This window comes from Bacillus sp. SRB_331 (assembly GCF_003264175.1).
In the GTDB taxonomy this organism is placed as follows: Bacteria; Bacillota; Bacilli; order Bacillales; family Bacillaceae_G; genus Bacillus_A; species Bacillus_A mycoides.
Genome location: NZ_NADV01000076.1, coordinates 29618 through 53907, shown reverse-complemented (window position 1 = coordinate 53907; position 24290 = coordinate 29618). Strand labels below are relative to the sequence as shown.

Below are 24290 nucleotides of genomic sequence, written 5' to 3'. Positions count from 1 at the left end.
TGCGATTTTTGCACCAGAACCCTCATTACGTTGATATACTGTATATTTTGTAAAGCACCTATTATAACCATGAAATACTACCTTTGTAGCTCGATCCTTTAATTTGTTTTAACTTATTACTCCCAACAATTTTTTAGCCACTTAATCCTGAAATTCAATCTCTCTATGCCATTTCATATATTGACGCTGCATTTCATTCATTTGGATCTGTAACTTATCATGTATATTCAAGAAGATTTTTAAAGTTTCGTCTAAACTGTTCGAAATTAAAATTCTCCCGTCGTCTCCAAAACTAATAAAACCTTTATCAAATAACGCATCATGGTTAGGACAAAGTAGTAGTCCATTGTTTATATCTAACCTTTCCCTATGATTAGATTGGCTCCAAGGTTTAATATGACTTGCTATTAGAAAACGTTTATCAGAGACTCCACATAGTTTACATTTCTCTTCATTCTTCAACAAACTCTTTTTAAAAATGGATTGTCCAATTCTAGATTTTATAACTTGTTCTTTTTCAGTTTGATCTAATACATACGACAAATCCTTCTCTATTTCTTCCAGAATAGTTTCTTCATCACTACCCCCTATGTTTGATAGCTTGTTCCAAGTATCCCTATTTTTTTCTTTAACTATTGTTAATAAATAATCAGCAAGTTCTAGAGTTACTCTAAACAGGTAACCAGTATTACCACGCCCAATCTTATTAAATGGAGCGTATTTTTCACCCTGTAGCTTTAATATGTTTTCTATGAAATTTTTATATATAATAGGAATCTCCAAATCATGGTATTCCACATTTACAATCCATCCTTCTTTTTCCCAGAGCTCAGTCTGTTCCAGTCCAATTGGCTTATCATGAACCTTATAATCTTCTTTTGCAACCAAAATTGATACTAGCCTTCCTTTAAAACTATTAAAAATGATGTCACCTTTTCTTATCATTTTCATATCTGTCCAGTGATGAAATGTTTGTCCCTTGTTATTTTTTTGTGGCGCCCAGAGAAATCCTCCCTCCCTCTCCTCCTTATAACTTTTATTTTGAAATACAAGAAAATAATTCATTTTTCTACTCCCCATATATTAGATTGGAAACTTATCTTATCAATATTTAAGTAACTGTTTATATTCAAATAAAATATTATCAAATCTAGTACTCTTTTTCACATGAAACATCTAAATTATTCCTTATTGCTTTTTATGGTACTTCATCCCATGCACAAAATAATTTAAATCATCTTGTCATAGACAATAACGAAGTAACAAATTTGAAATTAGGACTAAGTGAAGCAATTGCTGTGAATGGGAATGTAGATTCTTTTGAAGTTACCAATAACAAAATACATGATAACAACAACATCGGTATTGTTCTTATTGGACATGAAGGAGTGTCTCCAGTAGCTGCTTTAGATCAGGCACGGAGTGGAATTGTTCGTAACAATATCGTTCATCACAATTCATCATTCAATAATACTAGTTATAATGAATATTCAGCTGATGGTATTTACGTGGATGGTGGGAAGGAAATTATTATTGAGCAAAATCAAAGCTATGAAAACGCCCTCGGTATTGAAGTAGCAAGCGAACATGCAGGAAAAAGCGCAAGTCAAATTATTGTTAGAGACAATACAATATCTAACAATATTATGAGCGGCATTGCAATTGGTGGATATGACAGTCAGCAAGGATATACCGAAAATAACACGATTATGAACAATATTATTTATAAAAACGATACAAAAGATTAAGTGAGTGGAAAAATCGAATTAAATTACGATACCCGCAACAACGTAATTACCAATAATTATATCTATGCAAGCAATAGCCGTATTTTCATTAGCAATAATTTTAATAAAAACACCGGAAACAAACTTGATTACAATCATTACTATGGTGAATTTGATCAGAGTAATGGCTTATGGCAATGGAAAAGAAAAACGTATAAAGGATTTTCACCTTATCAAGCAAGTATGAACCAAGAAGGAAATGAACAAAATAGTGTATTTAGCAAACTCCTCCTTGATTCAAAGTAAATCTAAAATAGAGGAAATTCACTAAAACATCTCTACCTTAGTTCAATTCGCCTCCCTATTAAAGGTAAAGAAAAATTAAAAGTTGTAGTTTCAATTGAAACTACAACTTTTCCATTAATATAACTGTTTATGTGAAATAATATATTTCTTAGTTTATTAGGAACTTACTGTAAAATCCTCTAACATTACAATATAAACGCTTATGATAATAAAAGGGTTTATATTTACGAAAAACATAATTCGCCTTGTTCAAATAGATGATATTTTTTCTTATGCCAATTCTTTACCTAATTTTTCTTCATCAGGCTTCAAGATTAAATGCATATTTTTTTCAGTTTCAATAGAATAATTCATCCAATTTTAACTAATACATTTAATCTAGAACGATTCATATTCATTACTTCCATTACTTCTGAAGTTATTAAAATAAAACTCATTATATATAGAATCACATCTAATTAACCTTAATCCAGATATAGTCATCCTCATATTTAACATTTAATTTTAATCGAATCCCCTTCATATAAACCTCTAATTGTTTTATAAGGCCCTCATCAGCAGGTTGATCATATCTATCTAAGTCTAAATATAACTTAAACATATTTCCCTTCGTTAACTCAAACTCCCATTTTAGAAAGTTATGTAGCATATTTTCTTTATTCATATAATTGTTTGCTTCCATATAATCTAGTAATTCATATAAATTATAGTATACTAAGCTACTTGCTCTAAGACCTTCACATCTTGGGCAAAATTCTCTATATCTGTCTTGTAATTGCATAATCATTTCTGTTCCACATTGATTACAGTTATACATATAACACCCTCCTCTACTAGATAACTCAATTTCTCCCCCTTATTTCCTGTCCTTGAAATTATAAATTATACTATTTTGTTTAACAAATATTTTTCTTATGCAACTGAAAGTATAATATATTCTCCAGGTGAATTTCTATCTTAGTTTTTGGTTTTAATCCAAATATCAATATCCTGTTTGAGGCTTAAGTTACTGTGGTGTATAATTATCTAAAAATCTAGGGAGTTATATATATGGTTAATATAAAAATAATAGCTGAGGTTTTGAGGATAGGGTTACAAATTGATTTATTTTCAAAAACTGAAGTAATCGAGTGGGCTGATCATACAATTGAAACATTAGATAATCCTTCTATTGAAATTATAGAAGTTTCTTTATCCAGTAATGATAAGTTAGTTGATGTTGTATCTAAATTAAAAAACATAAAAGGAACGTATGATAAAAAATTACCCGTAAAAATTATACTAGGACTGTTATGGGAGAAATTTATGATAAATGAAGAAAATGTATTGAAAATAAAACCATTTATATCTAATTTGATATATTATAATTGCTGTGAGGGATTCGATTATGTAGATGAACAGCTGTATAACTTTAATGAAGAAATTAATTTAGCCGCAGATAATATATATGGGAATCTAGAAGATATTAGTCAAGAAATAAAAAGGTTTTTATCTGTTTATAAAGATTTTATTATATATTTTCATTTACCTTATGGTGGGCTGGATGATGAATAAAAACAACAGGTCTCAAAGACTCTTAAAACTTCTTGAAGCAAATAGAAAAAAGCATAAACCTACTCATGGTGCTTTATATGATGAATGCATCTGCGTGTTAGGTGCTGAAACTAAAGAATTATCTCCTGAAAGAGGATCAGAAATATACAAATTATTAAATGACTCTTACCCTTTTGAATGGTGGGGACGAATCAGTTGGAATAAGGTTTCCCTTAAACATGCCATTGACTCCATGGATCAAATATCTCATCTTATCCCATTGGAAAGTAAAGTCTATATCCTATGGAGTACTGGACCTACTCCTGTTCTCTATGCAAATTTAAACGATATATTACGTAATATTGACGATGTAACGGCGGTTGGTAGCGACACTTATCTTTTTTGTCCAAATAATTTTGTTATAGAATTTTACCATGAAGGTGAAATCATGATTGGTTTTGGAAAAGACCGTATTTAACAGCCAACATACAAAGAAATTTTTTTGTTTCTAGATATATTGATACTGATATTGATATTGATGTGTTATGTAAACTTAATATGAATACCTTATGCAATTAAAATACCTTTCATCATCTATATTTTTGATGTAGTACACTCTGGATAAAAGGTAGAGGGAGATAGACAATGAAAGAAATCATTAAAGAGATTGTTTCTACAAGTAAAAGATACAAAGTTCAAGTTATCAAACGAAATGATGGTTTTTACACTACAGAAGTTTTTGCGTGGTTTGAGGATTACGGATATGAGTATTGGGCTCCTATTAAGCAGGGGTTATCGTTAATTGATACAGAAAAACATGCCATATCTATAGCAATGGAACACTTAAAAGTGTATTCAGGTGAGAGTGATTAGTGGGGATCAACCGAGATTTATTTACTTTATCAAGGTTTACTTTAGTAAATAAAAGGCTAGTTAGCTCTTATAATGGACTAACTAGCCTTTTATTATTTTTTCCTTTTCACATATGTTTCTCATGCAATTTTCGTTCAAAGAATTCGATAAATTCTTCTAGCTTTTGTTTATCTAAAATCGATACGAAAATATACACTAACTAAATTTCGACAAAAAAGAATGGAATTGATTCTATTTTTAGTAAATGTTTTTATAAATATTACGATACACGAAATTACTATATTAATTTTAATAAAAGCCCCTGAAAGGAGCCACTTATTTTACAAGGTACTGTTCTACTTCTTTTATTAATAGTTCTGCACCTTCTGGACTTAATGTTATCTTACCGTTTGCTAATGATATGTTACGATTTGATACCTCTCCTGTTAATGCACAAACACCACCGGGCTGATATTTCTGTAAAATAATGTCTTCACCTTCTACAAAGATCTCTAATGGTGATTTTTCTTTAATACCTAGCGTATTTCTAAGTTCCTTTGGAATTACCACACGCCCTAAATCATCTACTTTTCTAGTCACTCCGGTTGCTTTCATCTAGCATCTTTCCCCATTTCATTATCAATTGTACCCAAGTTATTCTTTACTATTGTAACAAGCTTTTACCATATATGAAAATTCATTTACACTTACAAAAGAACAAGTGGAACAAATAGAAAATTATTGGCATGAAAATAGGCTAAGAATCAAAATGAAGCAATTCGTCAGCTCATAGAGAAAGGGTTAAGTCGTAAATAATGACTACCCTTTTTATTTTTCCTAAAAACCCTAAAAACGCATGTAAAGCCTGTATCCATCTTTACATGCGTTTTTATAATAAATAAGACCTATTGTATTAACTTCTTCATCAAAACGCAAAATAAACCGATTTGGAAAGCCGTTTTCAAATCAAACCTCATTTTTATACAATTCAGCCTTATTTACCGCTTCCCAGCGATTTTTCTGTCTTATATAATTGAATTAACAAGTCTTGGGAGGCTTTAAAATGAATAAACAAAACGTATCATCAGCACTCGACAACCCTAGATTGTAAAGATGTTTTATCTTCCTTTGTGTATTGCATTTCTAAGATTTCCATTGTCCTTTACCCCTTTATACTTTATTTGTACCAATACCTATTACTTCACCTTTTCTAAAACCATAAAGAACGTACTATCCGGTAGCGCAACTGCATTCCCAGACTCATCTTTAAACTCGATTTTCTCGCTAAGATGGCTAGTATATCCATCCTGCAAATAGTTCATAGCTTGAACAATGTTTACTTTATCTCCAAAGATACCCTTTACGAAATCCTTATAGTCGTTTGGCGTAAATATTCCAAACTGCTCCTGTACCTCATGAACAAAGGAATCTTCGCCCCAGGTATACGTATATAAGAACTCCATCGCATCGTTAACAGGCATTTTGACTGTATTGTCTGCAAGTACCTCATATTGGACTATACGACCCTTAAATTCATGTACATACTGCTCTAAGAACTTCATTCCGCCCACATCTTTAAAATGAATCACACGCATTAACCTTTTATCTTCGGTCATGATGCCATCACGAATGATAATACGACCTCCCTGCTTTAACACCTCGTAGGCACTCTGCAGACCCTTTTTAATTACTTCATGATTGAATTTCTTACCTTCATACTCGATATAAGAGAATAGTTCATGAAGGATAGAAGAATATACAATCGTATCAACCGATTCTTTATCAAACGAGCTGCTTAAGTTGATTGCATCCCCTTTAATGACGTCCCAAGAACGCCCCTCGGTCTGCTTCTTCTTTTTCAACGTTTCAATCACGTTTTCAGAAATATCGATACCGTAGATTCGTTTATCCTCGGTCTCTTCTTCAATCATGTCTAGCATGACACCACCACCGGCTCCGACATCTACAACCGTATCTCCCTTTATATAATCAAGAATAATTCGTTTATCATCAGCCGAACTATTCATATGCTCCAGATACACTTCTTCGTTATGGAATCTATCATACGCGTCCTTACGTAACCCGAAGAAATCAAACAACAGCACGTTTGCCCGAGCATGCATCATATCTACCTTTTCCGCCTCTACACAGAAGGTAATTAACGCCTCACCTACAGCAGAAAACTGAAACGACACATACGCAGTCTTCATATCTTCATCGACTTTAACCTCAAAGGAAACATGCGTTGTATCCGGCTTCTCGTTCTCACGGTACTCCCGTAGATACTTCTCAATAACCCGTTTACGATACACGTTGTCCTTCTTCTCGCCTTTAAAATCATAGTGCAACTGCTGCATCAATTTCTCGAAATGGATATGCTGAACCTTTCCAGTGCCTATTTCGTTCTTTAACATAATAAAAACTGTCCAGATATCCTCGAAGCTAAGAGCATGCATAGACGGTTCTACATACCATAAATCCTTATCAGATAAGAAGGTTTGAACGCCACTCTTCTCGCTCCCCATAATTATATCTTTTTCAAATGCTGACTCCTTATGTTTTGGCGTGAGTCTATGTATGCGAGAAGTAAATGGCTCCACATAGCCATCAAACAGACCATCAATTGTAATCTTCACATCGTTCTTCACTTCACTCCACAAGGATTTTGATACACCCTTAATAATACATTGGTTAAGATAGTATAGAATCTCCTTTAACCTATCCTCTCCGTACTCTTCTTTATACGTATTAATTAAATCAACATGAGAGTCCAAACGAGCCTCCCCGCGGATATACTGCCCGATTAATCCATGTGTTCTAATTAAATCTCGAACAAACAAATACTCAGTAGAGTTTAAGTTTGTTTCTATACGTTCGATAAACTGAATATCGCTAAAGATATCCGCAGAACCTTCGTTATGTACCAATAGATTAATCCCGTTTTTCTTCCATTGCTCCCGCTGTTTTAAAGAGCCTACCTTTGCAAGCTCACTATATGTTAATACCTGTTCAATAATGCGATACGCTTCTTCATCTAAAGACAACCCCTCTAATACTTGCAGCGTACGGTGTACATAGTACAACATCACATCTGTTTTTAATGCACCAAGTACCTGTACATTCTCATAGTTTTGATGTATCTCCTCTGCCTCGATTAGATGCTTTAACCATGTAGGGAGAGCATCAGAAAACCCTTCAATGTATGTATTTAGAACTTCAATGCTTTTCAACTTATTTACCCCCATATATAATCAATATCCTCGTATTACCCTAACGCCCGTAACACATTAAGTCCATTCTCTGTTAACTTTACCGCACCTTTTGGACAACCCCCACACCCTGTACTTTGCAATTAACCGTTTATTAAGCAGCGATTGTATCGTCCGTTTGTTGGGACCCCATAGCTCAGCAGGGAGAGCGCTACCTTGACAGGGTAAAGATCATGAGCCCGAGCCACCGGAGTCATACAACTACTTTCAAAACAGTTTATAACTTATAAAAATCTGTCTCATTATTTCTTATTTCAGACCTTAATTTTTAAACTTTAAACATAGAACTCCTACGGTTGGAAGATCCGCCGGGGCCCACTTTAACTCCAATAAATTATTAACATGAACCCATATCAACTCGGCATGCTCAAGCGCTTTAGGTATACCGGACTCTATGTATGCCTTATAAGTAGCAAGATGAACTATAATATTCTCATACTCATGATCCACTTCTTCTATTTTTTCACCAACAGTAATTAAACATCCTAGTTCTTCTTTGATCTCACGTATCAACGCATCTTGCGGCATTCCCCTTCATTAATTTTTCCACCTGGAAATTCCCAATAGTCGGTAATGACATTGCAGGAGAACGTAATGCACATAGTATTTCATTCTTCTCATTAAAAATGACCGCTCCAACAACCGATACTTTTTTCTTCATGAATCGTCACTTCTTTCACATCTTATTTAGTACATATACTCTCTATATCTCGTCTTTTTGCTTATATCGCGCCAGCTTTTTCTCTAATTTTGCAACATCTTCATGTAGATTTAAAACATGCAGCTTCCGATGACAATTCGCACATACTCCAACAGTATTAAAAATCGTATCTTCTCCATCCTCTGATAGCCATTTCACATGATGTGCTTCTAAGTATGGATTCCCTTTTTTATCTTGGAAAGGAGCATGCTGTTCACACAACTCGCATATACCTTGTGCACGCCTTTTAGCTAGCTCTGCTACATACTCATTTCGTTGATATGTTGTAGTTTTTGTAAAACGTTTATTATTACCGTAAGATATTACCTTGGTAGCTCGATCCGTTAATTTGTTATAACTTAACTCTCTTGCTTTTTTCTTTTCTTTCTCTTGACGATTTTGAATAACACTCTCAGAAAGAACCACATGCATATTTAATAAACGGATTGGAAAAATCCATACATTTCTATCTATTCCTTGTGTATCCTCTTGGATCTCTTGAAAAGGCTGCTTTACAAGCTCTACTCTCCCCATAAAGATGTGCTTTCCTGTTTCAAATGCTTCAAATAAGTAAACATCTACTCCATTTTCTGTAGATTCATATAGAGTCTTATTTTGATTCCCTTCTAAGACTTGATCTCCTTCTTGGCCCATCCCTGTGTAATATAATATATCCTCATCCCAGCGATCATCGTAAATACCTTTTGTATGATCAGAGAATAAAACTAGAGTGTTTGTTTTTTTCGATCGTCTCATCCCTCCCATATTCCCACATTTAAATATTCTAGAGATTTCTTTATTATCATATTCTTTATCAATGACCAGTGAATGAATTTCTTCTCTCATTCTTTGATACCATTCTTTTACTTGCTCTATATCATACTCTTTTTCACGATTTCCAATTCTCTTAAATGGAAGCCCCTCTTTTTCCATAGCAAGTAATGAATCTTTTGCTATATTAAAGTAGTCCATTAACTCTCTTTGGTTTACTATTTTTTTCTGTTCCAATTACTCTCAACCTACGTTACCAATTTTTTCATCTATTAATAAATAACCTATCTTAACTATAAACCGTTTTCAAGTAATTCCTATTATAAAGAATGTAAAAAGGAGTGGAAAATCCACTCCTTTTATCACGAGAACATATTTTTTCTTTTAAATAAAATCTAATCAAGTTAATACGAATAACCTTGATAAATATAATGCTTCTTCATCACTATTTGTAATTAAGTTCATTAATTTAGTTTTAATTGAATGCTCTATATCTAATGATAATTTGATTAATAAATATCTTAACTCCATATCTATAACTGCTAAACTTTTCAAACTAGCAAAATTCAAATTTCGGTATTTCTTTTCATCATCTTTTTCAAATTTTTTTCTATACGCTGTAAGCTTGTAGTAATACGAGTTTGTGGCTAAATAATTTTTAGCAGTACAAAAAAAGAACGTATGTTGATAACCTTTCTTTTAAACTCTATGTTAAGTCAATTTTCCCTAATTACTTTTATGATTTTAATGGTTATGTTTACAAAAGTTCAAGTAGATCGTATAGATGCATGTCTTGCTGGACCACGTTTATCCTTTCTTACAAACTGATGCGGTTATCTAATTTTATAACGGTGTAGTTTTAGTGTTAAATTATCAGAAAATACACTAAATAAGCACTCTACAAATAATAGTAAATTAAATCTCGTTAAAACAAAAAGGGATGTCCTAGTACCATGCCTAGGACATCCCTTTTACTTTACTTATCTACATTTCTAAATTCTATACAGCACTATCAATTAAACAATTATTAGATATATCTTCTACCTAAAACATCGTATTATCATTAGCTGCTTCACTTGGAATCTCTTGAATTACATCCCAATGTTCGACAATCTTACCATCATTTATACGAAATATATCCACTATAGCAACTCCCTTATCTTGAGAATTAGCTCGAGAATGTACATGAAGAGCAACCATATCTCCTTCAGCTACTACACGTTTGATCTCTGCAGAGGAATTAGGATTTTTAACAAAATCCCCCTTAAAGAAATCCATAAAGACTTTTCGTCCATCAGCAACAAAAGGATTATGTTGCTTATAATCTTGGCTTACATATTTAGGGATAATATCGATATTATGTTTGTTAAAAACTTCATTATAGAAATCAACTACCATCTTTTTATTCTTTTCATTTTCTGTCGCTTCTTTTGATACTGAGGCAACATTCTCACTCTTTATTGAGTTTCCTTTGTTATTACCGGTGGAAGCTTGAAATATCAAAGTCGACACAATTCCTAAAATAAACACAGAAATAATTATTACTATTAAATTTTTCTCTAATTTCATTTATGCCTACCTCTTCTAATCATATAAGTTATCTTCCATAACACGCTTGAGAAGTAGAAACCTTCCCAAAAATGTAATGTGAGGAAATTTCGTTTATCTTAACACTACCCCTTATACAAGGCATGTTAGAAACTAATAACTCTAACTTAATACCTCATTAACAGTTGCACTGTCCACAATTTGAATAAACTTCTTAACCTTATCGTTCTCATCAAACTCATACAGATGACAAAAATCTGCTATGAACGATTTCCCTGTATCTTTATATGTTCCACTATATTTTCCATAAACGATAACAGTATTGTTATTAAATGCATAAATTTCATCTTTAGCGCTATAGTTATCCCATTCCGTGCCAAGACGTTCATGTACATTTTTCACTACTTCATCTGGACCTATATAAGTACCTGCATATGGAAACCCAGCAGCTTCTGTCCATGATACATTTTCACTTAAATACGTTTTGAAAGCATCCAATTTTCCTTCGCCAGTTAACACATACGTTTCATGTAATAGTTTCTGATATTTATTCATAGCATTAACCCCAAGGCATTTCTTTTGTTACAACTTTTGCACTTAATTCTAATACACCTTTATTTGCATAGCCTGGATATGCTACATCAAGTTTCGCTACAAAATCTTTTGAAGTTTTACTTTCCTCAGAAGCTTGAATCGCAGTTCTTAGATAATCCATTGTCGCAGTAAGGGATTGATTATTTAAGGATTTTTCGATTGATCCATGGCTAGGTACAATTATGTCAGCATTTAATGCTTGTAATACTTTCAAGTTCTCAATCCATGCCTCCATAGCCGCTTTTGAGCTAGTATCCGCTAAGAATACATGTATTTCGTTAAATACATCAATACCACCAATTAATAATTTTAGCTCTTTATTAAATAAGCTAGTTCTGTAATGATCTAAGCCTACTAGTTCAAATGTTAACCCCTGAAAATCAATCGTTTTTTCTTTAAACACTTGAGGTAATACTACGTTGCTTGGTGCGTTTTCTCCTAGGGCGCCTTTCCAAACTTTTAATTTACCTAAGACAGAATGAACAATATGTTCAACAGTAGACTCTGTAGCATACGCTATGGCTTCTGGGTAAGCAGCTTTAATACTCTCTAATCCAAAGTAGTAGTCTGGATCTCCATGAATAATAAAAATTTTATCTAGAGATAAGCCGTTTTTTTTCAGATACTCAACAATTTCTTTCGAATCAGATTGAGTAAATTTTGAATTTATTAAAAATGCATGTCCCGCTTTCTCAACTAAGCTTGCAGTGACCATAAAACTTTTTTCGTCTGAACTAAACACCGTCAATTTCACATCTTTTTGATTTGTATCGATTGTTTTAAACATAGAATGTTATTCTCCTTTTGTTAAAGTTATTTACTAGTTAACATATTTTTATCTTGTTCCGACAGAAGCTCCCTCTTCAATTCACCTGAAAGTGTGATAGCACCAGCAAATAGGCGAGAGATGAATATCCGTTGGCTTAAGCTAACATGTTTGCTACTATAGCTGATAGTAAAATTAAATTTGGACTCTTTTAAAAAATAAATTGAAACCGACTGTTATAAAAAGGTTTAAGTCCATCCAATTCTAGTCTTTTTTAAAACGTTAAATGTTATATACTGTAACTTAAAATTCATTAATATAAATTTTTAAAACGCGCTTCAATTTTATCTGGCGTCATTACCCCACCACCAATAGGGATAATTTGATTATCCTTTTGTAAAAGTAATGAAGGATAACTATTAACACCAAGCTGTCGCACTTTATTGAAATCGTTTTGGACATCTATTATTGTTTCTTGAGCGTTTAAACGTTCTAGTACTTGTTCAGGGTCCAAACCATGCTCGATTGCAATCTTACGATATGTTTCAGGATCACTTAGACTTTGTCCCTCATAATAAAACGCTTTTTGCATAGCCGCAGTGAATTCTAACAAACGGTCTGGTGCTAATGAGCGTAAAGCTGAAAAGCCAATTGCAGCATCTTTCGAATTCATTTTAAAAGTCCCTTCTTCCACCAATTTTTGATATGAAGAACCAAATTCTGCACCTGTAAGTTGATTAATTCTTTTATTCCCCTCTTCTATATATGAGAAATTTTTTATTGGTAAATCATCTAAAAATAATCCTCCACATAAAACTGTTAACGGCATTTCAGTGTGTTCTTTGTAAAATCCTTTAATACTTTCTGAAAATCCATAGCACCATCCACAATATGCGTCCCATACGTATATAAGATTATCTTGTTTCGTCTTCATTTATATCTCCTACCTTTATTTTTATTAACCAGTCCAGCTATCACTTAAAATTCTCAGCTAACTTTTTGGTTTATATAAGTACATCTTTTTTATATCTTGTTCTTTTATGAGCTACCTTACTATATTTCCCCAAAACTAACCCTTTCAAAAAAATCAACTAAGATTTTCAACAAAAAATAACGCTACACATTATTGCCCAAAAGCAGAAAATACTATAGTTTGGAATATGCATTACCTTTAATCTTTTAGTGACTTTCTAGACTGAGCGACAATGTGTGGGCCACCTTCCTTAAATAAATATACTAACCGTATTTTTACATAAAGCAGAATTAATCGTAACCACTTTAGTTACAACCTTTATGTAACTATAATAGTTACAACCAAAACAGAAGTCAATTCTTTTTTAAAAATTTAATAACATAAACATAATTATAAGCTCTATCGAAAATAAATAAGTAGACCTTATCTCATTACACTCCTTTCAAATGTACAGAAATTCTATGAGCAATATTTTCTTATTTACACAGTAATCCTTATAAAATAAAATCATTATATATAAAAAAGTCTCCTGCTTTATAACAGGAAACTTTTTTGCATATTATTAACCTACAGACCTAAAATTCCTACAATCTGACGAGCTTTAGCATTATCAATATAATAATGCACCTCTAATCCTCTTCTTTCTGTACGGAGTACGGTTCTTCTCAATTTTGATAAATGCTGTGAAACAGTGGATTGAGGGAGTCTTAATATTTCCGTTAAATGTGTAACATTGCATTTTTTATGATGCATTAATTCATTTACAATTTGTAATCGTACTGGATGCGCCATAACCTTTAATAAATCTACGTTCTCTTCCGAAATTTCTTTTACATTTCGATCATTTTTTAATGCTATCATTTCACATTCTCCTTTATTATTTATTTCTATTTTCCTATTATCCTTATACATAGTACTTATAGATGAATACCTTTTATCCTGTTGAGAAAATAAATTACCTTTTCAAAACAAAAAGGGACACCTATCCCTAAAACAACTTTAATTACTGCTTCAATGAATTGGTGTCCTCTAGTTTTCTCAGACTATATTTTGTTTTCAAGGGATTATTTTTTCAATTTCTCTCTTAATTATTTGCAATTAAATCACTAAAATGCTCTACTTTATTTTTTTCTATAAACTTCATTATTTCCTTCAGCTCTCCCCATGTCCCCTCCTACATGTGTTCTTTTAATCCCACAATAATCTTTAACAGCATTACATGAACCACCTCTACTCTTTCTTTTATAATAAATTAAAAATCTGCACTACATAGAGGATGTTAATTTCGACTAAATTATTTACTATTTAAATCATAAATAGTAACAGCTTTTAAAGCCGGAAAATAATTAAAAACAGTAGTTAAATAATAGATACATAACAAAAAAGGATCTGCTCCTTTTTTGAATCGGTGTACATTTGTTAACTCTTACAAGCATTTAATGTGTTACATTTTTTACGTGCTTTAATTTCAGCCGGTTGAGCACCAAGCCAATAAGTTGGAAAGGCAGTCCCTTCAGTAACACCTCCATCACGATGCATGTAATAACGGTCATCATAGTCATTTTTAAAGTTCCCTTCAAGTGCAAGTTCTACCCATTCTGCACCAAAACGGAAAATTTCCGCAGCTACTCCACCAAGGGGATGAAATTCATTCTCATAGACACGCAGCTCCTTTGGTGCTTCTACAAGCTCATAAAGACTTAGTGCTTCTTCCAAACGGGTTAGTTCATCAAATTCTCCTATTCCCATAAAGACTGGACAAGTAATCTTTGGAACCAATTTCCATAGGTTCATCTGGTTACTCAGCTCGTTTTCAAAAGCAACCTCATCAGTGTAGCCAGACATGTACATAAAGTTTGCTTTGAAACTCGGCTGTGCTCGGTTGAAGATGGTATCAAATTCACCATAAACACCTTCAAAGGTTGCTAAAGCGTTTATACGATTATCGCTTGCAGCAGCCCGCATCCCCCAATACCCACTCATACTGATGCCAAAAAATCCAATCCGATTTGAATCAACTTCAGGTCGCTTGGAAAGAAAATCGATATAACAACTAACTGCACGCTCATAATTAGTCAAATCAACTTTTAGACCTCCTGACACAGATTCGCCTTGACCAGGACCTTCAATTGATAGAGCTACAATTCCACGAGACGTATAATAACGTTGCGCAATCTGTAAATAGTCCTCCTTAATCATATCCATACCTGGACCTAATATTACTGCTGGTGCATTACGAATTTCGCCTGAAGGTAAATGAAGCAATGCATATATCTTTTTTCCTTCAAAGTCTAATACTACACGTTGTACCGTTCCTCCTCCAAGTGACGAAATAGCTGCCACACATTCGTTACAACGCTCTCGAAACGCCAATTTTCGGGGATCATCATTAAAATATGAGTATTGCGCACGTCCCCACATAACAGCAGCTCGCTGATACAGGTCACGAGCAGTCACAGCGAATCCTTTTTGTTCATAGTGCTTTGCTCGTTCTTGAGCCTGAGCAGCAACCGTGGCCCATGCTTTTGGTATCATTGCCCCACTCTTTACTTGGGAAAAAACCTTATCAAAATCAGTATGATCGTGTCCTAACTGTTCCATAGTTGCCTTTGCTTCAGGGTGCAAAGCATCAAATCCACCAAGCGCAAGAGCTATGTCTAATGCCCATCCTTGAGATATTGAACGTTGAGTCATAATAATCATCCTTTACTATATCTTTAATAGTTAAGTACTTAATTATTAAGCACTTAACTAAAATAATGAAGTATACTATATGTTTTTGTCAAGTCTATAATCTAAGTATTTTATCTTTTTATAAGATAGCTCCAGATGATTAGATATACTATCGCTTGGAAAAAGAACAGTAAATTCCGCCTTAATTTGACTCTATTCTTTTCTATATGTTAATGTTATTTTTATATAATTAAGTACTTAACTAATGAGAAAATGGTGATTTTATGACAAATTCTGCAAATAAATTAAATGCAATAGACGTACTTAGTCAGGCTATATATAGCCTGACTGCAGCCGATGGACGTTTAAGAGGGCGAGCTACTCGTACATTGGGAGCTGTTTCAATGGTCCACGCTCGAACCCTCAAAGTATTAGCTGAAGAAGGTGAATTATCAGTCAAAGATTTAGCTGACCGAGCAGAAACTACCGCCGCGGGTGTTACCCAATTAATCAATGGACTGCAACAGGCTGGCTACGTTGAGCGTGTTCGTTCAAATAATGACCGGAGAGTTGTCAACGTCCGACTTACACCTAGTGGTTTAAATTGTCATTTAGAAAGAGAAAAAAAACTAAAGCATATTCTTAATTCGACCCTTTCAGACTTTGATGCGGAACAACTCGAGCAGTCTGCGGAAATAATAAGACGTCTAGTTCGTGTACTTGACCAATTGTAATATATTTCTAAATACTCCTTGATTTCTCCCATCATCAAGTTAAGTGATTTATTACTCTATAAAATAGAAAAATGAATTTAACGACCAAATATATCTGCAATGATATAAAATTTTCGTTATGGAGGTGTAATGTATCTCATAAAAAGAAGGCACTTTTTCAGTGCCTTCTTCTTATGAGGTAAAAATTATTTAGCTAGTTATGAAATAATTATTCTCTCAAATAGACTATATTTATATCAGAAGATATCATCAACTTATTGAAATTGTTTTCCATCTAATAAATAACATGTTATATAACTATATAAAAACTCTACCAAGTTACTAAAGGAATCTCCTTTCCCCTATCGAATTATTGTAAAGGGAAAGGAGATGAATGTATGGAAATTCTAGGATTAGATACTCGCGCATTAGCGACTTTAGGTGCACTTGAATACACAAATCGTCGCAATAAATTAGTCGAAGACTCAGACAATAACATATACGAGTGTAAAGAAATGAAAGAAATACTACAATCACTTCCTAAAGAGAAGCAGATTGAGATTCTTGAGAATCAAGCTTATTTTGAAGCAGTGGCAAAGATGATTGAACAAAACAATTTAATTCTTTTAGAACAGATGAAAGCTCTACAACTAATCCAGAAATAACAAACTTATGATTGATTAATCTTACATACGATCCCATAAATTATCTATCTTTATCTAGCATACTAGCCTCTGTTTTTACAGGGGCTTTTGTTATACTCTTTTTCATCTCTTAAATTTGAAGGGTTTCTTTTACATGTATAAATAAATTTTCTAATAAACCTGGTGTAGATTCTAATCCCTCCTTCTCACTCTCTTCTGTTACAGCACTTACAAACTCCCACATTACTTGTGGCCTAATAGTTCTACAAATCGTTTTTCACGCATTTCAAATGTTTTTATCTTCATTTTGAACACCGCCCTTATTTAATACTTTTCTTTCCTGCTAATGGTAATACCCGCGTTATTATCGCTTGTCAGTAGATTACAATATTATGTATAATGAAAATATCATTTTTCCAACAAATGTTAATAAAGAGATGCTATACGTACATACAAAACGTATCATCAGCAATCGATATATTAACAGATTTATTCTATGTACACTCAGATACATACATGGGAATCAAAACTATGGAATTTTATGTACAGATTGAATTAATACAAGATGGAAGATTGCTAGCAAATGTACTCAAGGAAAAAAGAGTGTTCGATTTGATTAATGTTATAAAACTACTTGAAGTGACATCTACCGAACAAATTGAAAACATATTCAGGGGGAATTTCAAATGAAAACATTTGGTAAAGTATTATTAGCAGGAACATTGGCTCTTGGCGGTTTAACAGCAATGAACGTGGAAACACCCAAAGCTCAAGCAGATGGAGCGAGCGAATTTTGCCGATACATTTGTGGTCCTAAAGAAACGTTGAACAATTTCACAATTCAACTTTCAAATACAGAATACAAAATGGGACAAAATATTATCCTACGAGCAACAAATGATAATGCATATGATGTACATTACCAAGCATCTGTAGAAAAACAATACGATACTGGTTGGGATTATTATGACGCTGATTTTCGCTATGGTTCACTATTACCAGCTGGAACAAACGTATATGAAGATTTTGATGCTGAGACTGGCAATGGTGGAGCAATTTCTGAACCAGGAACATATCGCATGATAATTGAAGTAACGCATGCTGATGGCCACGTTGACACAATGTACACAGCGCCAATTACATTAGTAAATTAAATAAGGAGTTCGCTTCACATCTTATAGTATATTTTTTAATAATGTCATTAAATATTTACATGGACATAATGGATAATGAAAGGAAGGTTTATACCTTCCTTTTTCTTATATTTTAGAATAAATAACGTATCCCCTCCTGAATGTTGTATATAAAAAAACAAGGCAACATCTGTCATGATAATTAAAAATACTTGATAATAATCAATCATCTGTAATACCCCCTTCATACAAAAATAAGCTCAACAAAATATTCACTTAATACACATGTAATAAGGTCAAAAAATGTAAAATTCAGCTACAATCTCATTCATAATTTTTAAAATTAATTCTCTCCTTCTTTTAAGAATACTTCTAAACTTGATAGATTACGTTATATCGCTACTCTTGTATGCAGAATTACATATCAAACTCTGTTGAAAATAATTCTCATTGTAACTATAATAGTTTCAGGAAGTGTTATTTTTATTTCCTTTTCAAATCTCACAATATATTAAAGGAGGAACTAACATTATGAAAAAAGTTATTTTAGCAGGGGCACTAGGAATTGCAGTACTATCAGGTATGAATTTACCAGGGGTAGAAGCACCAAAAGCGAGTGCAGCAACTACGAATTTAGAAATTCAAGAAGTTACAAAATATTACTCTATGAGTTCTTATGAAATGTCCCAAAAGGAAACATTTAATCTCAATAAAGGAGAAGAACTTACAGTCTTTGTACAAAATTCTGGGTTCCCAATTTCTTATACGGTCTTTGATGCAGATAATCAAATAATGGGCACCTACAATGCTAATTCACCATATGGTCGCGTATTCAAAGCACAAAAAGATGGTAATATTTCTGTACAATTTCAAGCAGGTGCAAATTCTTCGTACATGAAGAAGATGAATTTCACAGCTAAATTTGCAGTTTCTAAGCTTAACTAACAATCAAAATTTCATTATCCTCTTTCAAAAAATTAAAAAGGTATATCCCTTCAACGGGATATACCTTTAACTTTAGTGAATTTTATATTGACCAGATAATTGCTCTTGCGCCATACGCACTAAACGTTTGGTAATTTCTCCACCTACTGAACCATTCGCTCGTGCTGTTGAATCCGGTCCAAGTGTAACACCAAACTCCTGAGCAATTTCATACTTCATTTGTTCAATTGCACTTGCTGCAGCTCCTACCAAAATCTCGTTTGAATTATTATTTTCGCGAATTTGCATTCCTTACACTCCTCCACTGATTTTAGTAATATTATGTTTCATTCACAACAAAATATGTAAATAATCTCCAAAACAAAAAAGACACCTTAAGATGCCCTTTTTCAATATGTTCATGTAACGCTTAATTTGTTTTTAATTGTTAAAGCAAGTAAAGGGTCCACTGAAGTACTTTTCTCCTCATGATATAAAGTTACTACAATGTTCTCCAAGGTAATCATAGTTCAAAGATCTGTGCTTTTATAAGTCTAGAATTCCCATAACTTCTTTAGTAAATAGCTTAAAGTCTTTTAGATGTTTTTCAATAATTTGACGAACAATATCTAAGTTTACACTTTGATAATCATGAACAGCAATATTTCGAAACCCAACCATTGCTTTTAACTTACTTGCCAGTTCTGTACTAAGTAGATCTGCATCAACCAACAAATCAAATGCCTCTCTACTAGATTGAGGTAGTCCCAACTTCTTCCCTGCAACAATATGCATTGCTAAATCAATACTTGCTTTGCATACTCTTTGAATATTTAATATTATAGAATCTTGCTTTGTATAATCCTCTAAATTATCAGGGTTATTTCCATATACCTCTTGAATTCTTTTTATACAACGCTCTATTGTAGCAATTTTATTCAAAATTACTTCATTCTTCATATATAGAACCTCTTTTCTTTATATCCTCAAATACGATTTTGCGTTCCTCATTCAATTTTGAATACATTTGTGAACTACCCGCCACTTAACGTCCTAACGGACTGTTTGAAGTGAGGGCTTCTCGGTTAATCATTACTTTTGATAGCTAACGAATTCGTCCTAAGACAGCCGAGCTAACTCCCTTGTTCCAAAGGTTATTTTATTGCTATTTATGCTAACGCTAATAGGCGTATTGCTTCATTTTTGATATTGATAGCTGCGTTATAATCTCTATCGAGATTTACACCGCATATACAAGAATAGACTCGTTCAGACAATGTCATATTTTTTACATTTCCACAACTGCTACATGCTTTTGTGGAAGGAAACCATTTGTCTATTTTCACAAGTTGTTTTCCTTGTTCGTTTAGTTTATAAGCTAAGAAAGAAGTGAACATACCCCACCCATTATCAGCAACACTTTTTCCAAAATGAAGTGCTTGCGACATTCCTTTCATGTTTAGGTCTTCAATAGCTACAACATCAAAATTAGTAGCCAACTCTTTAGACTCATGATGAAGGAAATTCTTACGTTGGTTAGCTACTTTCTCATGTAACTTAGCTACACGAATACGTTGTTTATTCCAACGCTCAGAACCTTTATTGCGTCTTGCTAATACTCGTTGTGCCTTTGCTAATCGGTCTAACATGTTACGATAGAACTTAGGATAATTGGCTTTCTCACCCTCAGAACTAACATATAATCCATTCATCGCAAAGTCTAATCCAACACATGTTTCTACTTCTTTTTTTACAATCTCTTTTTCGTATTCAGTCAAGACGGACACATAGTATTTACCGGTAGGTGTCATGGAGATCGTACATGACTTGATCATATAGTCTTGTGGTATTTTTCTATGCTGTTTGATACGTACCATTTTCAGTTTTGGTAATTTGATATGACCATTTAGCAACATAATATTTCCGTTTACTACATTCGTTGTATAAGACTTTCTGTCTTTTTTACTTTTGAATGTTGGGAAGTCATTTTGACCACTAAAGAAATTCTTATAGGCAGTTTGCAAGTTTAGTTGAGCATTTGCCAAAGCTAATGAATCAACTTCTTTTAACCACTCAAATTCTGCTTTGTATTTCGCAGGAGTTGGAAGCTTTTCTTTCTTTAGTTGTTCCTTGTCATCTTTGTATTTTTCGTACGCTTCTTTCCGTTCTGCTAACATTCTGTTATACACGAAACGTACACAACCGAAGGTTTTACGCATAAGGTATGCTTGTTCTTCTGTTGGATACAAACGAAATTTATATGCTTTATTATGCTTTGTCATATCATTTCACCTCACTTTTCACCTTGGTTTTCAATATATTTCTTTACTACATCTATTGGAGAACCACCAGTAGTTAGTAAGCAAAAACTTCTTGACCAAAACATCTCTTTCCAAAGTTTCTTTTTCACTTGTGGAAAGTCTCTCTTGATTAGTCGAGAACTTGCACTTTTATAAGCATTAATAAATTTTGTCATTTCTGTATTCGGATGTGCCTTGAACAAAATATGAACATGGTCTACATCATGATTCCACTCTATCAGTGTTATGTTGTAATTCTCGGATAACCTGACAAACATGTCTTTTGCATAGTCTGATATATCATCATCGAACACATTTCTTCTGTATTTTACGACCAACACAAGATGATAATACAACAAGAACACTGAATGATTATTGCTATCTAATTTCATTCGTATACCAACCTTTATTCTTTATAAGACTGATTTTATCAGAGGCAAAATAAAAAGCAAAGCCTTTTGGCTACGCCAAACCGAAATTCATCTCCCACCTACCGCTGGGCTACGCCCTTCACGCGCTTGAGGAAGGAGAATTCTTTCGAGGAATTCGTTAAAACAAAAAGAACTTGTAGGAATCTCTACAAGTTCTTTTTAGTATCAGGTGAATATACGAGACAAACTATCTTACAGATTCATCATAGAAACTACAGGGGTAATGCTTTGACAAATATATTATATAACAAATATTAACAGCCATAAATTTCAATTTTGAAAATTATGTGAATTAAGAACGAAATTAGCTTTTTTCTTAACTATTATTAATTTCGTTTACTACTAACTTCTTTTTCCTTAAATAAACTGCTCGATCCGATTTTTTTGCAACTTCTTGTGAATGCGTAACTACAATTACACATTTATCCTCTTGATGAGCGAGCTCCTGAAACAACTCAATAATTTCATTTGCTGTTTCTCCATCAAGGTTTCCTGTTGGTTCATCAGCAATCAATAAATCGACATTGCAAGATAGTGCTCGAGCAATTGCTACACGTTGTTGTTGTCCACCACTTAGTTGCAAGACATTTCGTTTCGCTTCTATTTCTGTGAGTCCTACCTTCTCTAATAATTCTAATGCTCTTGCTTTTTTATTTTGTACCTTCACACCTGTAATTTCCATTGCCGTTAGTACATTCTGAAGAGCGGTCATATAGGTAATCAAATTATACGATTGGAAAATTACGGATACATTTTGATTACGGTATCGATCCAAACCAATTTTTCGAATATCCTTGCCATTATATAGTACATAACCGTTTTTAGGTATGTCCAGCCCACAACCTAAGCTAAGAGTTGTGGTTTTGCCAGATCCAGAGGGCCCTAAAATCGTGTAAAAATGCCCTTTTTGAAAAGAAAAATTAACATTATCTAGTATCGTTACTTTTTTCCCGTTACTTTCATAATAATAATCTAAGTTTTTAAATTGTAAAATCGTCTCCATATCGAGCCTCCTTATTCATCTTTTAAAAGAATTTGTTTTGGATTTAAGCGTAGAATAGATAATGCTGGAAGAAGCGTTGCTAATATAGCAATAGCTAGTCCAATTCCCCCCATTTTTCCTACATCCTCTCCCGTTACACTTACATCAATTTTATCAATTGGCTCCTTTTTTTGGTCTTGTAGACTCCCACCAGATCCAGCCACCATTACAGTACTATTTTGTGAGGTGTCTGTTTCTTCACTTGCTGTAGCAATTTCACTCGAAAGTAAGTTATCCCCTACGAATTGAGAAACTTTAGCTCCTGTTGTTAGGGATAATCCTAACGCTAAAATAGCAATACATACTACTTCTACTACGAACTGCGCCATCAGTTTCCATTTTTTCTCTCCAATGGACAATAAAATCCCCATTTCCTTACGACGTGCTTTAATCGATAACATAATGATTAATCCTAAGATAATCGCACCTGCAATAGATACCATATAGATAATCATTTGAGACGTAGAAGCGATATTTTCGATAGGACCAATCATTTGTTTGTACAATGAATCTTGTGCATCTAACTTAAAATAATTAAAATCAATATCAGATTTTTTTGCTTCTTTTTTAAATGCATCAATGTCTTGTGGATCCTTCAATAAGTACACAACTTGAATACTACTACTCATACCTTCATCTGTTTCTAATTTTTTCAAAGTAGAGTAAGGCATATATAGTTTATTAGCTGGATTCATCATAGGAGGGGGATTTTGACCCATTGGTTGCTCATTCGTTTCGTAAATACCGATAATTTCAATTTCAAGAGTTTCCTTCTTATCCCCTGATTGAACTTTAACTTTATCTCCTACTTTCAAATTGTTTTGTTCCGCTAATCGTTTTTCCATTAAAGCTACATTCTGATCTTGCATCTGTTCTGTAATTGGTTTTCCATCAACGATTTTACTTTTTCCATTTTTAAAACTTTCTTGTAATAAAGTCTTGCGAACTCCTTCTATCATAAGAGAAGAATTCATATCTATTTCTGAACCTGAACCTGATCCTCCCACCATTGCAACGTTACCTTTTCCTTCTCCTTCTGAAGCTCCTACTAATTTAAACCCATCCGCAATTCCGAAATTATTGGTTATATAATTATAGTCTTTTACATGCTTGGACTTCGCTAATTGGTCTGCTTCTTTTGTGTTGAGCTTCGGCGGCTTAGGCATCTCGCCAGTTTCCCTAGCTTGTTGACCTAATTTGTCAAAATCAAGACCTAAAGTAACATCTGCACCTAGTTTTTTTCTTGCTGCATCAGCAGCTTTTTTTGATGCATTTTGGATTGTGAATCCTGCCAGCACTAAATTTGTAACAATCAGGAAGACTGCCATCAAAATTAATGATGTTCCTATTCTTTTTTTCATACTGAGAATTGCGCGTTTTATAAAATTCAT

25 protein-coding genes and 5 pseudogenes are annotated in these 24290 nt (G+C 33.3%); 9 read left to right on the top strand and 21 right to left on the bottom strand.

Going from position 1 to position 24290, the window contains the following annotated elements:
* Window positions 1-141: 141 nt before the first annotated feature.
* On the bottom strand, window positions 142-951 hold the full coding sequence (locus B5P42_RS30560; RefSeq protein WP_113736006.1) for an HNH endonuclease: 810 nt from the start codon (window positions 949-951) through the stop codon (window positions 142-144).
* A 239-nt stretch (window positions 952-1190) separates the two neighbouring features.
* Between B5P42_RS30560 and B5P42_RS30555 the strand changes: the two are divergent.
* Window positions 1191-2033, top strand: a pseudogene (locus tag B5P42_RS30555) (right-handed parallel beta-helix repeat-containing protein); the annotation flags it as partial.
* 454 nt (window positions 2034-2487) lie between these two features.
* Here the strand turns inward: B5P42_RS30555 and B5P42_RS30545 are convergent.
* The gene (locus B5P42_RS30545) at window positions 2488-2850 is read right to left on the bottom strand and encodes a hypothetical protein (RefSeq protein WP_113736002.1); all 363 of its coding nucleotides are present in this window, start codon (window positions 2848-2850) and stop codon (window positions 2488-2490) included.
* A gap of 233 nt (window positions 2851-3083) precedes the next feature.
* Between B5P42_RS30545 and B5P42_RS30540 the strand changes: the two genes are divergently transcribed.
* The 3 genes from B5P42_RS30540 (at window position 3084) to B5P42_RS30530 (ending at window position 4439) form a co-directional block, all read left to right on the top strand.
* Window positions 3084-3587: a hypothetical protein gene (locus B5P42_RS30540; protein WP_113736001.1), complete on the top strand. Its 504-nt coding sequence runs from the start codon at window positions 3084-3086 to the stop codon at window positions 3585-3587.
* Window positions 3577-4044 (top strand): CDI toxin immunity protein, encoded by a 468-nt coding sequence (locus B5P42_RS30535; protein WP_113736000.1) that lies wholly within the window; start codon window positions 3577-3579, stop codon window positions 4042-4044. Before B5P42_RS30540 ends, B5P42_RS30535 begins: the two co-directional genes overlap by 11 nt.
* A gap of 167 nt (window positions 4045-4211) precedes the next feature.
* Window positions 4212-4439 (top strand): hypothetical protein, encoded by a 228-nt coding sequence (locus B5P42_RS30530; RefSeq protein ID WP_000658723.1) that lies wholly within the window; start codon window positions 4212-4214, stop codon window positions 4437-4439.
* A 315-nt stretch (window positions 4440-4754) separates the two neighbouring features.
* Here B5P42_RS30530 and B5P42_RS30525 read toward each other — a convergent pair whose 3' ends face one another.
* Window positions 4755-5033 carry an AbrB/MazE/SpoVT family DNA-binding domain-containing protein gene (locus tag B5P42_RS30525; protein WP_060750994.1) on the bottom strand — a complete coding sequence of 93 codons (279 nt, stop codon included), beginning with the start codon at window positions 5031-5033 and terminating at the stop codon, window positions 4755-4757.
* 88 nt (window positions 5034-5121) lie between these two features.
* On the opposite strand from B5P42_RS30525, the pseudogene B5P42_RS33575 reads away from it, so the two are divergent.
* A pseudogene (locus tag B5P42_RS33575) lies at window positions 5122-5234 on the top strand (ribbon-helix-helix domain-containing protein); the annotation flags it as partial.
* A gap of 380 nt (window positions 5235-5614) precedes the next feature.
* Here B5P42_RS33575 and B5P42_RS30520 read toward each other — a convergent pair.
* The 10 genes and pseudogenes from B5P42_RS30520 to B5P42_RS30475 form a co-directional block, all read right to left on the bottom strand.
* A complete protein-coding gene (locus tag B5P42_RS30520) occupies window positions 5615-7663 on the bottom strand; it encodes a class I SAM-dependent methyltransferase (protein WP_113735999.1) in 2049 nt (682 codons plus the stop codon).
* Window positions 7664-7948: 285 nt separating this feature from the next.
* Window positions 7949-8348, bottom strand: a pseudogene (locus tag B5P42_RS30515) ((deoxy)nucleoside triphosphate pyrophosphohydrolase).
* A gap of 42 nt (window positions 8349-8390) precedes the next feature.
* The gene (locus B5P42_RS33010; protein WP_258397569.1) at window positions 8391-9395 is read right to left on the bottom strand and encodes an SRA domain-containing endonuclease; all 1005 of its coding nucleotides are present in this window, start codon (window positions 9393-9395) and stop codon (window positions 8391-8393) included.
* A gap of 162 nt (window positions 9396-9557) precedes the next feature.
* A pseudogene (locus B5P42_RS30505) lies at window positions 9558-9788 on the bottom strand (Abi family protein); the annotation flags it as partial.
* A gap of 414 nt (window positions 9789-10202) precedes the next feature.
* Window positions 10203-10727: a nuclear transport factor 2 family protein gene (locus B5P42_RS30500; protein WP_113735998.1), complete on the bottom strand. Its 525-nt coding sequence runs from the start codon at window positions 10725-10727 to the stop codon at window positions 10203-10205.
* A 141-nt stretch (window positions 10728-10868) separates the two neighbouring features.
* Window positions 10869-11261: a nuclear transport factor 2 family protein gene (locus tag B5P42_RS30495; protein WP_002084498.1), complete on the bottom strand. Its 393-nt coding sequence runs from the start codon at window positions 11259-11261 to the stop codon at window positions 10869-10871.
* A gap of 4 nt (window positions 11262-11265) precedes the next feature.
* On the bottom strand, window positions 11266-12087 hold the full coding sequence (locus B5P42_RS30490) for an MBL fold metallo-hydrolase (protein WP_113735997.1): 822 nt from the start codon (window positions 12085-12087) through the stop codon (window positions 11266-11268).
* Between the two features lie 292 nt (window positions 12088-12379).
* The gene (locus tag B5P42_RS30485; RefSeq protein ID WP_113735996.1) at window positions 12380-13000 is read right to left on the bottom strand and encodes a DsbA family protein; all 621 of its coding nucleotides are present in this window, start codon (window positions 12998-13000) and stop codon (window positions 12380-12382) included.
* Between the two features lie 606 nt (window positions 13001-13606).
* Window positions 13607-13900, bottom strand: a complete 294-nt coding sequence (locus tag B5P42_RS30480) for an ArsR/SmtB family transcription factor (RefSeq protein ID WP_113735995.1) — start codon at window positions 13898-13900, stop codon at window positions 13607-13609.
* Window positions 13901-14458: 558 nt separating this feature from the next.
* Complete coding sequence (locus B5P42_RS30475) at window positions 14459-15733, bottom strand: alpha/beta hydrolase (RefSeq protein WP_113735994.1); 1275 nt, start codon at window positions 15731-15733, stop codon at window positions 14459-14461.
* A 263-nt stretch (window positions 15734-15996) separates the two neighbouring features.
* Here B5P42_RS30475 and B5P42_RS30470 point away from each other — a divergent pair, with 263 nt between their 5' ends.
* From B5P42_RS30470 to B5P42_RS30460, 3 genes are all read left to right on the top strand, one after another.
* Entirely contained in the window at window positions 15997-16446 is a 450-nt protein-coding gene (locus tag B5P42_RS30470) for a MarR family winged helix-turn-helix transcriptional regulator (protein ID WP_113735993.1), read from the top strand.
* A 377-nt stretch (window positions 16447-16823) separates the two neighbouring features.
* Window positions 16824-17090 (top strand): hypothetical protein, encoded by a 267-nt coding sequence (locus tag B5P42_RS30465; RefSeq protein WP_113735992.1) that lies wholly within the window; start codon window positions 16824-16826, stop codon window positions 17088-17090.
* Between the two features lie 665 nt (window positions 17091-17755).
* Window positions 17756-18223: a hypothetical protein gene (locus B5P42_RS30460; RefSeq protein WP_113735991.1), complete on the top strand. Its 468-nt coding sequence runs from the start codon at window positions 17756-17758 to the stop codon at window positions 18221-18223.
* Window positions 18224-18270: 47 nt separating this feature from the next.
* On the opposite strand, the gene B5P42_RS32210 is transcribed toward B5P42_RS30460, so the two are convergent.
* Entirely contained in the window at window positions 18271-18432 is a 162-nt protein-coding gene (locus B5P42_RS32210) for a hypothetical protein (protein ID WP_258397566.1), read from the bottom strand.
* Window positions 18433-18733: 301 nt separating this feature from the next.
* Here B5P42_RS32210 and B5P42_RS30455 point away from each other — a divergent pair, with 301 nt between their 5' ends.
* The gene (locus tag B5P42_RS30455; protein WP_113735990.1) at window positions 18734-19147 is read left to right on the top strand and encodes a hypothetical protein; all 414 of its coding nucleotides are present in this window, start codon (window positions 18734-18736) and stop codon (window positions 19145-19147) included.
* Window positions 19148-19219: 72 nt separating this feature from the next.
* Here B5P42_RS30455 and B5P42_RS30450 read toward each other — a convergent pair whose 3' ends face one another.
* From B5P42_RS30450 to B5P42_RS30420, 7 genes and pseudogenes are all read right to left on the bottom strand, one after another.
* Window positions 19220-19435, bottom strand: coding sequence for an alpha/beta-type small acid-soluble spore protein (locus B5P42_RS30450; protein ID WP_001167057.1), 216 nt, complete (start codon window positions 19433-19435; stop codon window positions 19220-19222).
* 237 nt (window positions 19436-19672) lie between these two features.
* Window positions 19673-20086, bottom strand: coding sequence for a type VII toxin-antitoxin system HepT family RNase toxin (gene hepT, locus B5P42_RS30445; RefSeq protein WP_113735989.1), 414 nt, complete (start codon window positions 20084-20086; stop codon window positions 19673-19675).
* Window positions 20076-20156: pseudogene (locus B5P42_RS30440) on the bottom strand (type VII toxin-antitoxin system MntA family adenylyltransferase antitoxin); the annotation flags it as partial. The gene hepT and the pseudogene B5P42_RS30440, both read right to left, overlap by 11 nt.
* 139 nt (window positions 20157-20295) lie before the next feature.
* The gene (locus B5P42_RS30435) at window positions 20296-21408 is read right to left on the bottom strand and encodes an RNA-guided endonuclease TnpB family protein (protein ID WP_113735988.1); all 1113 of its coding nucleotides are present in this window, start codon (window positions 21406-21408) and stop codon (window positions 20296-20298) included.
* An 11-nt stretch (window positions 21409-21419) separates the two neighbouring features.
* Window positions 21420-21818 (bottom strand): IS200/IS605 family transposase, encoded by a 399-nt coding sequence (gene tnpA, locus B5P42_RS30430; protein ID WP_070142913.1) that lies wholly within the window; start codon window positions 21816-21818, stop codon window positions 21420-21422.
* Between the two features lie 355 nt (window positions 21819-22173).
* Window positions 22174-22860, bottom strand: coding sequence for an ABC transporter ATP-binding protein (locus B5P42_RS30425; RefSeq protein ID WP_046960286.1), 687 nt, complete (start codon window positions 22858-22860; stop codon window positions 22174-22176).
* A gap of 11 nt (window positions 22861-22871) precedes the next feature.
* Entirely contained in the window at window positions 22872-24290 is a 1419-nt protein-coding gene (locus B5P42_RS30420; protein ID WP_113735987.1) for an ABC transporter permease, read from the bottom strand.

Excerpts from the sequence above, each read along its gene's own strand:
- B5P42_RS30560 (WP_113736006.1), bottom strand. The coding sequence starts at position 951 with ATGAAAATGATAAGAAAAGGTGACATCATTTTTAATAGTTTTAAAGGA.
- B5P42_RS30545 (WP_113736002.1), bottom strand. The coding sequence starts at position 2,850 with ATGTATAACTGTAATCAATGTGGAACAGAAATGATTATGCAATTACAA.
- B5P42_RS30540 (WP_113736001.1), top strand. The coding sequence starts at position 3,084 with ATGGTTAATATAAAAATAATAGCTGAGGTTTTGAGGATAGGGTTACAA.
- B5P42_RS30535 (WP_113736000.1), top strand. The coding sequence starts at position 3,577 with ATGATGAATAAAAACAACAGGTCTCAAAGACTCTTAAAACTTCTTGAA.
- B5P42_RS30530 (WP_000658723.1), top strand. The coding sequence starts at position 4,212 with ATGAAAGAAATCATTAAAGAGATTGTTTCTACAAGTAAAAGATACAAA.
- B5P42_RS30525 (WP_060750994.1), bottom strand. The coding sequence starts at position 5,033 with ATGAAAGCAACCGGAGTGACTAGAAAAGTAGATGATTTAGGGCGTGTG.
- B5P42_RS30520 (WP_113735999.1), bottom strand. The coding sequence starts at position 7,663 with ATGGGGGTAAATAAGTTGAAAAGCATTGAAGTTCTAAATACATACATT.
- B5P42_RS30500 (WP_113735998.1), bottom strand. The coding sequence starts at position 10,727 with ATGAAATTAGAGAAAAATTTAATAGTAATAATTATTTCTGTGTTTATT.
- B5P42_RS30495 (WP_002084498.1), bottom strand. The coding sequence starts at position 11,261 with ATGAATAAATATCAGAAACTATTACATGAAACGTATGTGTTAACTGGC.
- B5P42_RS30490 (WP_113735997.1), bottom strand. The coding sequence starts at position 12,087 with ATGTTTAAAACAATCGATACAAATCAAAAAGATGTGAAATTGACGGTG.
- B5P42_RS30485 (WP_113735996.1), bottom strand. The coding sequence starts at position 13,000 with ATGAAGACGAAACAAGATAATCTTATATACGTATGGGACGCATATTGT.
- B5P42_RS30480 (WP_113735995.1), bottom strand. The coding sequence starts at position 13,900 with ATGATAGCATTAAAAAATGATCGAAATGTAAAAGAAATTTCGGAAGAG.
- B5P42_RS30475 (WP_113735994.1), bottom strand. The coding sequence starts at position 15,733 with ATGACTCAACGTTCAATATCTCAAGGATGGGCATTAGACATAGCTCTT.
- B5P42_RS30470 (WP_113735993.1), top strand. The coding sequence starts at position 15,997 with ATGACAAATTCTGCAAATAAATTAAATGCAATAGACGTACTTAGTCAG.
- B5P42_RS30465 (WP_113735992.1), top strand. The coding sequence starts at position 16,824 with ATGGAAATTCTAGGATTAGATACTCGCGCATTAGCGACTTTAGGTGCA.
- B5P42_RS30460 (WP_113735991.1), top strand. The coding sequence starts at position 17,756 with ATGAAAACATTTGGTAAAGTATTATTAGCAGGAACATTGGCTCTTGGC.
- B5P42_RS32210 (WP_258397566.1), bottom strand. The coding sequence starts at position 18,432 with ATGATTGATTATTATCAAGTATTTTTAATTATCATGACAGATGTTGCC.
- B5P42_RS30455 (WP_113735990.1), top strand. The coding sequence starts at position 18,734 with ATGAAAAAAGTTATTTTAGCAGGGGCACTAGGAATTGCAGTACTATCA.
- B5P42_RS30450 (WP_001167057.1), bottom strand. The coding sequence starts at position 19,435 with ATGCAAATTCGCGAAAATAATAATTCAAACGAGATTTTGGTAGGAGCT.
- hepT (WP_113735989.1), bottom strand. The coding sequence starts at position 20,086 with ATGAAGAATGAAGTAATTTTGAATAAAATTGCTACAATAGAGCGTTGT.
- B5P42_RS30435 (WP_113735988.1), bottom strand. The coding sequence starts at position 21,408 with ATGACAAAGCATAATAAAGCATATAAATTTCGTTTGTATCCAACAGAA.
- tnpA (WP_070142913.1), bottom strand. The coding sequence starts at position 21,818 with ATGAAATTAGATAGCAATAATCATTCAGTGTTCTTGTTGTATTATCAT.
- B5P42_RS30425 (WP_046960286.1), bottom strand. The coding sequence starts at position 22,860 with ATGGAGACGATTTTACAATTTAAAAACTTAGATTATTATTATGAAAGT.
- B5P42_RS30420 (WP_113735987.1), bottom strand. The coding sequence starts at position 24,290 with ATGAATTTTATAAAACGCGCAATTCTCAGTATGAAAAAAAGAATAGGA.